The sequence below is a fragment of the Pseudomonas putida genome (assembly GCF_050990305.1).
Classification (GTDB): Bacteria; Pseudomonadota; Gammaproteobacteria; order Pseudomonadales; family Pseudomonadaceae; genus Aquipseudomonas; species Aquipseudomonas putida_AH.
Genome location: NZ_CP158817.1, coordinates 768,287 through 780,230, shown reverse-complemented (window position 1 = coordinate 780,230; position 11,944 = coordinate 768,287). Strand labels below are relative to the sequence as shown.

At 58.5% G+C, this 11,944-nt stretch carries 11 protein-coding genes and 1 pseudogene; 5 read left to right on the top strand and 7 right to left on the bottom strand.

Annotated elements, in window-relative coordinates:
- Window positions 1-12 precede the first annotated feature (12 nt).
- Window positions 13-225 (bottom strand): helix-turn-helix transcriptional regulator, encoded by a 213-nt coding sequence (locus ABTV22_RS03490; RefSeq protein WP_433738579.1) that lies wholly within the window; start codon window positions 223-225, stop codon window positions 13-15.
- Between the two features lie 795 nt (window positions 226-1,020).
- On the opposite strand from ABTV22_RS03490, the gene ABTV22_RS03485 reads away from it, so the two are divergent.
- The 3 genes from ABTV22_RS03485 to ABTV22_RS03475 all read left to right on the top strand — a co-directional run bounded on the left by ABTV22_RS03485 (window position 1,021) and on the right by ABTV22_RS03475 (window position 3,771).
- Entirely contained in the window at window positions 1,021-1,896 is an 876-nt protein-coding gene (locus tag ABTV22_RS03485; RefSeq protein ID WP_433738578.1) for a hypothetical protein, read from the top strand.
- 700 nt (window positions 1,897-2,596) lie between these two features.
- Window positions 2,597-3,184 carry a ribosomal protein S5-alanine N-acetyltransferase gene (gene rimJ, locus ABTV22_RS03480; RefSeq protein WP_433738577.1) on the top strand — a complete coding sequence of 196 codons (588 nt, stop codon included), beginning with the start codon at window positions 2,597-2,599 and terminating at the stop codon, window positions 3,182-3,184.
- Window positions 3,185-3,507: 323 nt separating this feature from the next.
- Window positions 3,508-3,771 carry a DUF6124 family protein gene (locus tag ABTV22_RS03475; protein WP_433738576.1) on the top strand — a complete coding sequence of 88 codons (264 nt, stop codon included), beginning with the start codon at window positions 3,508-3,510 and terminating at the stop codon, window positions 3,769-3,771.
- 88 nt (window positions 3,772-3,859) lie between these two features.
- Here the strand turns inward: ABTV22_RS03475 and ABTV22_RS03470 are convergent, their stop codons facing one another.
- On the bottom strand, window positions 3,860-4,693 hold the full coding sequence (locus ABTV22_RS03470) for a phosphatase PAP2 family protein (RefSeq protein WP_433738575.1): 834 nt from the start codon (window positions 4,691-4,693) through the stop codon (window positions 3,860-3,862).
- A gap of 26 nt (window positions 4,694-4,719) precedes the next feature.
- Window positions 4,720-5,391 (bottom strand): histidine phosphatase family protein, encoded by a 672-nt coding sequence (locus tag ABTV22_RS03465; RefSeq protein WP_433738574.1) that lies wholly within the window; start codon window positions 5,389-5,391, stop codon window positions 4,720-4,722.
- Between the two features lie 281 nt (window positions 5,392-5,672).
- Between ABTV22_RS03465 and ABTV22_RS03460 the strand changes: the two are divergent.
- Both ABTV22_RS03460 and ABTV22_RS03455 read left to right on the top strand, forming a co-directional pair.
- Window positions 5,673-6,686: pseudogene (locus ABTV22_RS03460) on the top strand (methyl-accepting chemotaxis protein); the annotation flags it as partial.
- Between the two features lie 42 nt (window positions 6,687-6,728).
- Window positions 6,729-7,592 carry a methyl-accepting chemotaxis protein gene (locus tag ABTV22_RS03455; RefSeq protein ID WP_433741285.1) on the top strand — a complete coding sequence of 288 codons (864 nt, stop codon included), beginning with the start codon at window positions 6,729-6,731 and terminating at the stop codon, window positions 7,590-7,592.
- Between the two features lie 108 nt (window positions 7,593-7,700).
- On the opposite strand, the gene ABTV22_RS03450 is transcribed toward ABTV22_RS03455, so the two are convergent.
- The 4 genes from ABTV22_RS03450 to ABTV22_RS03435 form a co-directional block, all read right to left on the bottom strand.
- Window positions 7,701-8,069, bottom strand: a complete 369-nt coding sequence (locus tag ABTV22_RS03450) for a glyoxalase superfamily protein (RefSeq protein ID WP_433738573.1) — start codon at window positions 8,067-8,069, stop codon at window positions 7,701-7,703.
- A 186-nt stretch (window positions 8,070-8,255) separates the two neighbouring features.
- A complete protein-coding gene (locus ABTV22_RS03445; RefSeq protein ID WP_433738572.1) occupies window positions 8,256-9,713 on the bottom strand; it encodes an N-acyl-D-amino-acid deacylase family protein in 1,458 nt (485 codons plus the stop codon).
- Between the two features lies 1 nt (window position 9,714).
- Entirely contained in the window at window positions 9,715-10,575 is an 861-nt protein-coding gene (locus ABTV22_RS03440; protein ID WP_110966241.1) for a MurR/RpiR family transcriptional regulator, read from the bottom strand.
- A gap of 15 nt (window positions 10,576-10,590) precedes the next feature.
- Window positions 10,591-11,940, bottom strand: a complete 1,350-nt coding sequence (locus ABTV22_RS03435) for a GntP family permease (RefSeq protein WP_433738571.1) — start codon at window positions 11,938-11,940, stop codon at window positions 10,591-10,593.
- Window positions 11,941-11,944 lie beyond the last annotated feature (4 nt).

The window sequence follows — 11,944 nt, the reverse complement described above, 5'->3', positions numbered from 1 at the left end:
GGCATCCAAAGCTCATCCCTGATGCCTACACGGATCCCCCTCGGCTAAGTCGCGCACCTCAATCCTAGCCAGGATCCAGTCGTGAACTTCACTTTCCACCCAGGCAACGCACCGATCACCCAGTGAGACCTGTTTTGGGAAAGCTCCTTCACTAATGTACTTATAGATGGTGGACCGGCCCAGGCCGGTGCAGTCGATAACTTCTTTCAGACGGATGATCCTCATGAACGGGCTCCTCTCGTATCGTTCAGAGGATTCGCAAGGTCTGTAAATAAATACTCAACACGCCTACTGCTTAACGTTGACCGCTCAGGTTTCGCAGAGAATCCCATCAGAACGAAATAGTCTGTGCCGCTCAGTTGAAGACTTATCAACCCAAGATTTGACCAACGCCACTTAGCCAAGCGGAGACGCAAACCTAGGGAGCTTGGCCAATATCTGCCCAAGATGCCCGACGACGATTCAATTCGACCTTTTACAGAGCATTACTCACCTCTGCACCCGCCCGACTTCGGCCACCACCTTTGCCACACTCCAAAGACTCGAAGCATTCTCGGTCAGTCGTTCGAAACAACTGCGCACGCTGTGCACTCGCGCTTTGTCGAAATTGACATGCGCAACCTATTTGCACCAGCAGCATGTCCTGACAATCTCGCCGCCACTCGATATCAGCACCCACAAGGCCCCGTTTTTACTAATGGACGTTTAACGCCATATGCACCACCAACTCCAGGGAACGCGACAAACACGTCACTGACGCCATGGCAGCCTTGAACGTCCGGATCGATTCACACGGTGAAAATACTAGGAACGGCTAAAAAACCAACAACCTATGGCTACAGAGCCCATATTTACTGACCATATTAAAAAAAATATTCTAGAATATTCCTAGAATAAACATATAATGCCAATTAATCAGCAATAGATTCCATGTAGAACGCCCATAGAACACGCATAGAATCCTACTAGAATTACACCCAATTAATAATATTAGTATTTTAAAATTGATAGAGTGCGACTATGGATGAGACTTTTATCGTTGACGATAGCGGGCTTGACGAGCTGAGCCAGCTACTCAAGGAACCACGACAAAACACTCGTCATGACATCTGGCTATGGCTGTACCTGAACCAACATAAGCGGGCTAGGTTTGACGCTAGTACATGTAATGGCTCGACCATGCGGGACGAGATCGCAAGATTTCTGAAACGCAAGACCGAAAACCTTAAATTCATAGCGTCAAAAAAGGACCGATCGCTGGTCCCGCATGACTATCTCAAGTGGATTGAGGAAGATGAGCGGCAGCATCGATGGCTACTTCGCAGGATTGAAGACCTCACTGAGTTGAGACCTACTCAGGGACTGCCTAACGGACTGGTACGACTCAATGGTAGGAATCATCTCATCGCCATCCTTGATCTCTGGGATGTGGATATCGCAAAAAAAACAGACGAAATCGAGCGCCTTCGCAATCGTTGGCTTAGACACAAGGCTGGCGACAAAACTTTCGAGTGGTTCGAAGACAAAAAGGATGGCCTCAAACGCTGCAAATGCGCTTGGGAGTGGCTAGAGAAGCACCATGTATCCATATTTAAAAGCCAGAGCCCTATCAACAATTACAAAGAGCTGCTCATGTACTTTGATGAAGCAGAGCTCGGCCGCAATGAGCTGAAAGCCATCATCCAGTCGATCAAGAAACGATGGAACCGTAAGCAGTTCGACGAACGCACAGCAGACAAGAAGCAGGTTAATGTCATGCTATCGAAAACCGCGATCGAGCTACTCGATACGCTGGCAAAAAAGCACGAGCTGAAACGAGCTCAAATCTTGGAGATTCTGATAACGACGGAGTCTGAGGATGGCATGTACTTCACAGGCAGGCTGAAAGGTGGCTAGTAAACCTTAGACACCCTCCTTGCCTCTGCACCGCAAGCCCAAAGCCTTGGTATTCCAAATGGTATTCCAAAGAATTTTTTAACCGACATTTATAATTTAAAATCAATAACTTAGATAATCAGTTCAGATTACCCCGGCCCACCAAACCCGAAAAAAGCCGTAAAGCCAACGCTTTACGGCTTTTTTGTTGCCCGCGATTCTCCATGCACTCGCGCCCGCCAAAGTGCCTCACCTCAAACGAAAGCCACTCAAGTCAATCGACACCATCAAGCACTCACGCACGGGCTGCAACTTACCGCCCCTCACGATCATGGTCGCAGCTCCATGAAGATCGGCGCAGTGCTTTGTGTAGGAGCGAGCCCTGCTCGCGAAAAACTTGAGGGCACCGCGCAGCCTCCGATTTTACGCGTTATCGTTCACGACCATCGCGAGCCGGCTCGCTCCTACAGGGTATTGGGCCGATGCGAAAATCGGCCGCGCGCGCCCTGAAAAGTCAGCAGGTAGGCACTGATGACCATCAGCGTGCCGCCCATCGCCCCATACATGAACATTTCTTCACCCCACCTTAATCCCGGCACCTGTACATTTCCCTCGCTCATTCAAGAAACTACGGTTTGCCCGCCCTCCCGCGGGCTTTTTTTTGCCTGTAGATTGCTCGTCATTCACTCCACCAATGGGGCAATGCGCCCCGGAGCGCCAGATGACGATCCTCACCCTGCCCTGCAAACGCCTGACCCTGGCGATCCTGAGCCCCAGCCAAGCGGCGCTGGAGAGCGACTTTTATCGACGCAACCAGGCGCACCTGGCGCCTTGGTCACCGGTCCGTTCAGACGACTACTACAGCCCAGAAAGAATCCGTTCGCGCCTGGCACAACAGGCCATGGCGTTCGATGAGGGGTATGCGGTGCATTTCGCCCTGCTGGATCGCGACGACGGGCAGATGATCGGCGCCTGCAATTTCAGCGGTATCGTGCGCGGGGCATTCCAGGCCTGTTATCTGGGCTACCACATTTGCGAGTCACGTCAGGGCCAGGGCTTGATGCAAGAAGCGCTTGAAGCGGGTATTGGCTACATGTTCGAAACCATGAACCTGCACCGGATCATGGCCAACTACATTCCGGGTAACGAGCGCAGTGCGCGGTTGTTGGAGCGTTTGGGCTTCGAGCGCGAAGGATATGCCAGGAACTATCTGAACATTGCCGGGCGCTGGCAGGACCATGTGCTGACGGCCCTGGTGAGCAAGGTTTGGGAAGACCCGGATCGACAATGGTCGCGACAGTTGGGATAGGCGTCCTACAAGGACGCGAAACAAGGGGAAAGATCCCACAGGTGTTTCAGGTTGTCGGTCGGAAACGGGCTGAATAGTCTCTGGCGGTCGCTGAAAAATTCAGTGACCGGGTGTGAGATCTCGGGAGTATGAATCCAGTACCAGTACCACCATAATTGCCGCCAGCTATCCGCTGTCCGCAATGCTTTATGGCGGCTGTGTGCGGGCAGGCTTCGGTCTGGCCGGTTTCCTACTCCCGGTGATCTCACTCCGCACATAGCTGCCACCCATCTCGCCAGGTGAGATCGGCGAATGGTGGCTCTGCAACCGAGTGGAGAACAAAGATGGATAAGCTAATTCCTGACCCCCCTTGCACCGAAAGACCCTACAGCCCCACCACCTTTTTCACCGTCCTGCCCGACATCAGCACCGAAAACCTCCTCGCCCATGCCTGCGAGTCACTGGCTTCAGCCAACGTCATGCTCAACGACTTCGCCACCTACCTCAACGGCCCGCAGCGCAACACGGCGCTGGCCATTGCGCAGATCGTCATGCTGGCGGAACTGGCGGTCAACCGGGCGTTGGATAACATTGACCCCCAGGGATAGGAGCGAGCCTGCTTGCGAACGCTTTATCCCGGACAACAAAAAACCCGCCCCTGACTCAGGAAGCGGGTTTCGCCGTTCAACCACGCCTTCAGTTCACAGGCTCAGCCTCTGCCACCACTCGCGCTTTTTCATGCTTGTTCAACACAGGCTGATCCAGCCGTGCCCATCCATAAAACGCCAGCGCCGTCAGCAAACAGGTCAGCCACACAAAGATACCGGACCACAAGGTGTGAGACATGTAGTGCCAGCCTTGCAGAACCCGGGTCGTGCCGTAGACGAACCCCAGCAACAGCGAGCCGTAGAGCACCGCGCTGGAAAACCGCCAGCGGTAGCGACGAGCCACAAAGTACAACGCCATCATGGTGAAGCCACCCGACGCATGTCCGCCCGGCCAGCAGCGGCCATCACCCGCTTCCTGGAACAACTTGAAATTGTTGTACCACTCGATATGGGCCATTTTTCCGCCGTACAGCGTGGTCTCGACCGGGCAGTACACGCTGGTGTGGGACTTGAGAAAATGGATCACGCCTGTACACAGCGCAAACGCGATGACCACAAACAGAAAATCCCGACGATGAGCGGCTGCAAACTGCAACACGGGCGCGACCTTGCTGCGCTCGAGAAACCCACCGAGCCCAGGACGCTTTTGCGGGTTGACCAGCGGCCATACGAACGACAGCACGGCACCAATCAGCGCAATTTCAGCCGTCCAGTTCGGAATGATCCGCGCCCACTTGTGCGTCAGCTTCTCGAAGAAGTGAATCTGGTCCAGCGGGAACGTCTGGGTCAGCGGATCGAATAGCAGGTTGCTGAAAGCGACGTCGATATTGGTCATGTCGAACATCAAAAACACCGCGACCGCACAGGCCAGCGGTATTCCAAAATTCATACAGTAAAAGCGGGCACGGGAACGCGTCGGCATTGTGTTTCCTGATCCAGGGTTTGAGTTTATTTGGAGCTCACCGACTGCCAGTCCGAGGCTTCAATGAAGCCCAGCATACGCGGTTCCTTGAGGGTTTCGGCGGTGATAAACAGTGAAGCGCCGTAACCCAGGGTCGAATCCGGCAACTTCAGGTCTTTTTCCAGTTGCGACATGCATTCACTGTGGGTCACCAGGATCAGGTTGCGCCCGGCCACCTTATGCGCCAGTGCGTCACGCAGCATGGTGCCCTTGCAGTTGATCAACCACTCGTCGCCCGTACCGACCTTGTTGAACATGAATCCGGCGGTTTGCGCCGTGCGCATCATCGGGCTGTTATAGATGTCGGCCTTGTCCAGCCCCATCTGTTTGAACTGTGCGCCGACGGCCACCGCAACGCTGCGCGAGCGTTCGGTAATCCCGTCGTTGCCAATCAGGCAAGGGGCGCTGGAGTGATCGCAGCGCTCGACATGCCGCACCAGTGCGATCACATCGCCCTTGGACCAGGCCGTCTGCAGCGCCAGTGCGCCAGCGGTGTTGCCATGGGCCAGGTCCGGCACGGCGGCGGGTTGCAGCAAGAACACCGTCAACGGGATCACCAGCAGCGCCGAGGCCAGCACCACGGCAGCATTGCGATAACGGACCAAACCATTGAGGTCAATCGAGCGGCTTACACCGAAAAGACTCAGTCTCAATTCCACATTAAGCCGCCTCGCCGGCATGCACCCCTTCATTTGATGCCAGGAGGGTAGAGAGGCAGGCGTGGGCAGGCAGTGAAACGTTTGTGAAAAAAAGCTTAAAAGATCGCAGCCTGCGGCAGCTCCTACAGGGGATCCCATTTCCCTGCAGGCTGCGATCTTTTGATCTTCAGCTCTTGGCGTTGCGGCCGATACAGACCTTCTACACACCTTGCTGGCACCAAAAACAACAATCTTCCAGCCAACCGACGATCGAGAAGCACCACGTTCCTGGAGGAATTTTGATGAATAGCTGGTTCGGCAACATCAGCGTGAACCTGAAACTGGGCCTGGGATTTGGCCTGGTTCTGGCTTTGACCTGCATCCTCGCCCTGACGGGCTGGACGAGCCTGGGCAGCCTGATTGACCGCAGCAACTGGATGAGCGACATCACGCAGCTCAACGCCGGGCTGACCAAGTTGCGGGTGGTGCGCCTGCAATACATGCTGACCAACGGCGACGAAGCCACCGCCCAGACCGTGCAGACCACCCTTGAAGCATTTTCGGCTCAGCAACAAGCGCTGCTGGTGAAGTTCAAGAGCCCCGAAAACCTTAAGTTGCTCAAAGAGCAAGGCGTCGTCATCGACGCCTACAAAACGTCCCTGAACAAAATGCGTGGCGCTTATCGCGCCGGCAACAGTGCACGGGATGTCATGACCGCCAACGCGGAAACTGCCAACTCACTGATCAACGCCTTGAACACCCGCGTTCTACAGCTGCCACCGAGCGATGAGCGCTTCGAGCAGTTGCAGGCCATCACCGCAGCCAAGGAAGCGTTTCTGCTGGCGCGTTATGAAGTACGCGGCTACACCGCAACCACCAACGCCGAGACCGAACAGAAAGCGGTCACGCAACTGGACGCCGCCATCGCTAGCCTGAAGCCACTCAACGTCCATTTTGCCGATGTGCAGCCCGATGCTCTGTCGAAACTGGAAGCCGCCCTGGGTAACTACCGCGCGGCCTTGCAGGACTACAAAACCGCGAGCAACGTGGTGGTAGAGGCGCGCAAGGAAATGACGGACGAAGGTGCCGCCATCGTCTCCTTGAGCGAACAGCTGTATCAGATCCAGCTTGATCGACGCGATGCCGAAAGCGCCAAGGCGCAAACCCTGCAACTGGTCAGCACCTTGCTGGCGTTGCTGGTGGGCATCATCGCCGCCGTGCTCATCACCCGTCAGATCACCGGCCCCTTGCGCGAAACCCTGGCCGTGGTCGATCGCATTGCCAGTGGCGACCTGTCCCACAACGTCCATGTAACCCGCCGCGATGAACTCGGCGTGTTGCAGCAAGGCATCGCTCGCATGGGCGTAACCCTGCGCGACTTGATCAGCGGCATCCGCGACGGCGTCACTCAGATCGCCAGCGCCGCCGAAGAACTGTCGGCGGTGACCGAACAAACCAGCGCCGGGGTCAACAGCCAGAAAGTCGAGACCGATCAGGTCGCCACGGCCATGCACGAAATGACGGCCACCGTGCAGGAAGTTGCGCGCAACGCCGAAGAGGCCTCGCAAGCGGCCGCCGCTGCCGATGGCGAAGCCCGTGAAGGTGACAAGGTGGTCAACGAAGCCATCGCCCAGATCGAACGCCTGGCCAACGAAGTGGCGCGCTCCACCGAGGCCATGAGCGTGCTGCAACAGGAAAGCGACAAGATCGGCAGCGTGATGGACGTGATCAAGGCCGTGGCCGAACAGACCAACCTGCTGGCCCTCAACGCCGCCATCGAAGCGGCCCGCGCCGGTGAAGCGGGTCGCGGTTTCGCCGTGGTGGCCGACGAGGTTCGTGGCCTGGCCCAGCGCACGCAGAAATCCACCGAAGAAATCGAAGGCCTGGTGGCCGGCCTGCAAAACGGCACGCAACAGGTAGCAGCGGTGATGAACAACAGCCGCGCCCTCACCGACAGCAGCGTGGCCCTGACCCGCAAGGCCGGCGACTCACTGGAAAACATCACCCGCACGGTGTCCAACATCCAGTCGATGAACCAACAGATCGCCGCCGCCGCCGAACAGCAAAGCGCCGTGGCCGAAGAAATCAGCCGCAGCATCATCAACGTTCGCGACGTGTCAGAACAAACCGCAGCGGCCAGCGATGAAACGGCCAAGTCCAGTGTTGAACTGGCGCGGTTGGGCAATCAGTTGCAGATGATGGTCAGCCACTTCCGGGTTTGACGCTCAATCTGCGTTGAATGAAAGAACGCCATCGCGGGCAAGCCTCGCTCCTACAGGTTCACTCAATACCTGTAGGAGCGAGGCTTGCCCGCGAAGGCGAACTAAAGCTCAAACACTAATCGCATTGGTAAACACCAACCGATTGCCAAACGGATCGCTAATGGTCATGTCCTGGCTGCCCCAGGGCATGGCCTGGATCTGCGGGCGGGAGAAGGGGTAGTCCTTGGCCAGCAATTGCTGCTGGAAGGCTTCCAGTTCATCGGTCTCGATACGCAGGGCCGAGCCCGGTGTTGCATCGCCATGGTGTTCGGACAGGTGCAACACGCACTCGCCACGGGAGACTTGCAGGTACAGCGGGAAGTTGGCTTCGAAGCGGTGCTGCCAGTCGATCTTGAATCCAAGGAAGTCGACGTAGAATTCAACCGCTTTGGTTTCGTCGAAGATCCGCAGGATCGGGGTGGTTTTGCCGAAGCTCATCAAGTTGCTCCCAGACAGAAATAGCCCGCAGTGTAGCCGGGCTGTGTGTCAGCGAATCGGCTTGGTGGCGGCATTCTTTAATTGCAATGTGCCATCACGCAAAGATCAAAAGATCGCAGCCTTCGGCAGCTCCTACAGAAGAATGTGATCCCATGTAGGAGCTGCCGCAGGCTGCGATCTTTTCTGTCATTGAAATCCCGTGCGCAAATCCCCTTCCCGCGCCAGGAACCGCCCTTCCCTGCGGCCGTTCGCCTGTCCGTCGCGATAGCTGAGCACCCCGTTGACCCACACACCTTCGATGCCTTCGGCCGCCCGTTGCGGATCGTTGAAGTCCGCCACATCGCGAATGGTCGCCGGGTCGAACAGCACCAGGTCCGCCCAATGCCCTTCGCGGATCTCACCCCTGCCCTTCAAGCCGAACCGCGCCGCCGAGAGCCCGGTCATCTTGTGCACGGCGGTGTGCAGCGGAAACAGGCCTACGTCGCGGCTGAAATGGCCGAGCACCCGCGGGAAGGCGCCCCACAGGCGAGGGTGCGGAAACGGATCTTCCGGCAAGCCATCGGAGCCGACCATCGACAGTGGGTGCGCGAGGATCCGGCGCACATCGTTTTCGTCCATCCCGTAATACACCGCGCCAGCCGGCTGCAGCTGGCGGGCCGCGTCGAGCAACGACAGGTTCCATTCGGCGGCGATGTCCATCAGGTCGCGACCGCCCATTTCCGGGTGCGGCGTAGACCAGGTGATGGTAATGCGATGGGCATCGGTGACTTGCTTGAGGTCCAGGGTCGAGGAACTGGCGGCGTAGGGGTAGCAATCGCAGCCCACCGGATGGGTTTTCGCTGCCTGCTCAAGCGATGCCAGCAGTTGCGGACTGCGCCCCCAGTTACCGGCGCCGGCACATTTGAGGTGGGAAATGATCACCGGGGATTTTGCATGGCGGCCGATCTGGTAAGCCTCGTCCATGGCCTCCAGTACTGGTTCAAATTCGCTGCGCAGATGCGTGGTGTACACCGCGCCGAAAGCCGTGAGCTCTTCGGTCAGTTGCATGACTTCATCGGTGGATGCCGAGTACGCACTGGCGTAGGCAAGGCCGGTGGACAAGCCCAGCGCGCCGGCTTCGAGACTCTCGCGCAGTTGCTCGCGCATCGCGGCAATTTCTTCGGGTGTCGCGGTGCGGAACAGGTCATCAAGGTGGTTGCTGCGCAACGCGGTGTGCCCCACCAGCGCAGCCACGTTCAGGGTGGTGTTCGCCGCCTCGACAGCGGCGCGGTAATCGCTGAACGTCGGATAAGCAAAGGCCGCCGAGGTGCCGAGCAGGTTCATCGGGTCCGGCGGATCACCGCGCAGGCTCACAGGCGATGCACTGATGCCGCAGTTGCCGACGATCACCGTGGTCACGCCCTGGCTGAGTTTGGGCAGCATCTGCGGCTGGCGGATCACCACCGTGTCGTCGTGGGTGTGCACGTCGATGAAACCCGGCGCCAACACGTGGCCCTGCGCGTCGATTTCCTCGGCGGCTCTGGCCTCGCTCAGGTCACCGATGCGCTCGATGCGACCGTTGAGAATCGCTACGTCGGCGGGGTAACCGGGTTGGTTGCTGCCATCGATGATCAGGGCATTGCGAATCAGCGTGTCGTACTGCATGTCAGTCTCCCAGCGGCAGGTGATCGTCGCCGCCGCGGTAATCGTCCAGGGCGAGTTTGATCCGCCGCAGACGCTCTTGATTGTCTTGAGGATTGGCCAGTGCCAGCTCGGTGGCAAGCACATCAATGGCCAGCAGCATGCCGTAGCGCGCCGCCGTGGGTTTGTAGATGAAGGAGGTTTCGGCGCTTTGCAGCGGCAGGACGATGTCGGCCAATTGCGCCAGCGTCGAGTCGCCACGGGTGATGGCCAGAATCCGCGCACCGTAGCTGCGGGCCAGCTCCACCGTTTCGATCAGTTCCGGGGTGATGCCGGTCAGTGAGCAGACGATCACCACGTGCTCGGCGCTCAGGCTGGAGGCCGTGATGCGCATCATCACGGCGTCATGGCAGACCGAAATCGGGTAACCCAGCCGCACCAAACGCACCTGCAATTCATCGCTGCACAGGGTCGAGCAGCCACCCATGCCGAACGCATGAATCATACGCGCCTTGCCCAGCAGTTTTACCGCATCGGCAAAGCGCGACTCGTCGAAACCCGACAGATGCTGGCGCAGGGTCGACTCGATATCCCCGACGATCTGCCCATAGAACGCCGACTGCTCGGGGGTGCCCGCCGGGTCGAGAAAACGGCTGCCAACGCCGCTGGCCTGGGCCAGTTGCAGGCGCAGGTCACGCAAGTCGCGACAGCCCACGGTGCGGGCGAAACGCGACAAGGTGGCGGTGCTGACTTCCGCCCGCAGCGCCAGCTCATCGAGGCTGGCGGAAGCGGCGAACCCGACGTCGTCGAGCATCAGGCGGGCGATGCGTCCTTCACCGGCGCTGAAAGAATCCTGGCGGGCGCGAATCTGGTAAAGGATGTCCATGGCAAATGGCTCCGTTTAAATCAGGTAGGAAAGGCCAACGGTCAGGCCGAAGGCAACCAGCGAAATCAGGGTTTCAAGCACGGTCCAGGTCTTGAAGGTCTGGGCCACCGTCATGTTGAAGTATTCCTTGATCAACCAGAAGCCGCCGTCGTTGACGTGAGAAAAAATGACCGAGCCGGCACCGGTGGCCAGCACCAGCAATTCCGGATGCGGATAACCCAGGCCGATAGCCACCGGCGCGACCACGCCGGACGCGGTGGTCATGGCCACGGTGGCGGAACCGGTGGCGATGCGCATCAGCGCGGCGAACAACCAGCCCATCAGCAGTGGCGACAGATGGAATTCGTGGGCCAGGCCGACGATCTGGTCGGTGACGCCGGCATCCACCAGAATCTTGTTCAGACCGCCGCCAGCGCCCACCAGCAGGGTGATGCTGGCGGTCGGTGCCAGGCACTCGTTGGTGAACTTGAGGATCGATTCGCGATTGAAACCCTGAGCGATGCCGAGCGTCCAGAAACTCAGCAAGGTCGCCAACAGCAGGGCGATCACCGAGTTGCCGATGAACAACAGGAACTGGTTGAGCCCCGTACCCGGCGTGGAAATCAGGTTGGCCCAGCCGCCGATCAGCATCAGCACCACTGGCAGCAGAATGGTCGCCATGGTGATGCCGAAGCCCGGCAGGTTGTCGCGGGGTTCACGTTCGAGGAACTGGCGCTCCAGCGGGTTTTCCGCCGGCAACTGGATGCGCGGCACGATGAATTTGGCGTACAGGGGACCGGCGATGATCGCGGTGGGAATGCCGACGGCAATCGCATAGAGCAAAGTCTGCCCCACCGACGCCTGATAGACCTGCACCGCCAGCATCGCCGCCGGATGTGGCGGCACCAACGCATGCACCACTGAGAGCCCGGCGACCATCGGCAAACCGACCATCAGGATCGACACGCCCACCCGCCGCGCCACGGTGAACGCAATCGGCACCAGCAACACGAAACCGACCTCGAAAAACAGCGGCAGGCCCACCAGGAAGGCGATGCAGACCATCGCCCAGTGGGCGTTCTTCTCGCCGAAACGGTCGATCAGGGTCCGCGCCACCTGCTCGGCGCCCCCGGACTCGGCCATCATCTTGCCGAGCATCGTGCCCAGCGCCACCACCAGCGCGATGTGTCCCAGCGTCTTGCCAACCCCCGCCTCGTAAGCCCCCACCACACCGGACGGCGGCATCCCGGCGACCAGCGCCAGGCCGAGGGTAATCAGGGTGATGACGATGAACGGATTGAGCCGATAACGGGCGATCAGAACGATCAGGGCAATGATGGCAACAGCGGCATACACCAGCAGCCAATAGCCGAAGGACGGGGTCATGCGG

What these genes read in the sequence shown, in the direction of transcription:
- ABTV22_RS03470 (WP_433738575.1), bottom strand. Translation starts at nt 4,693, where the DNA reads ATGCCGACGCGTTCCCGTGCCCGCTTTTACTGTATGAATTTTGGAATA.
- ABTV22_RS03475 (WP_433738576.1), top strand. Translation starts at nt 3,508, where the DNA reads ATGGATAAGCTAATTCCTGACCCCCCTTGCACCGAAAGACCCTACAGC.
- ABTV22_RS03455 (WP_433741285.1), top strand. Translation starts at nt 6,729, where the DNA reads ATGGGCGTAACCCTGCGCGACTTGATCAGCGGCATCCGCGACGGCGTC.
- ABTV22_RS03445 (WP_433738572.1), bottom strand. Translation starts at nt 9,713, where the DNA reads ATGCAGTACGACACGCTGATTCGCAATGCCCTGATCATCGATGGCAGC.
- rimJ (WP_433738577.1), top strand. Translation starts at nt 2,597, where the DNA reads ATGACGATCCTCACCCTGCCCTGCAAACGCCTGACCCTGGCGATCCTG.
- ABTV22_RS03490 (WP_433738579.1), bottom strand. Translation starts at nt 225, where the DNA reads ATGAGGATCATCCGTCTGAAAGAAGTTATCGACTGCACCGGCCTGGGC.
- ABTV22_RS03450 (WP_433738573.1), bottom strand. Translation starts at nt 8,069, where the DNA reads ATGAGCTTCGGCAAAACCACCCCGATCCTGCGGATCTTCGACGAAACC.
- ABTV22_RS03440 (WP_110966241.1), bottom strand. Translation starts at nt 10,575, where the DNA reads ATGGACATCCTTTACCAGATTCGCGCCCGCCAGGATTCTTTCAGCGCC.
- ABTV22_RS03435 (WP_433738571.1), bottom strand. Translation starts at nt 11,940, where the DNA reads ATGACCCCGTCCTTCGGCTATTGGCTGCTGGTGTATGCCGCTGTTGCC.
- ABTV22_RS03485 (WP_433738578.1), top strand. Translation starts at nt 1,021, where the DNA reads ATGGATGAGACTTTTATCGTTGACGATAGCGGGCTTGACGAGCTGAGC.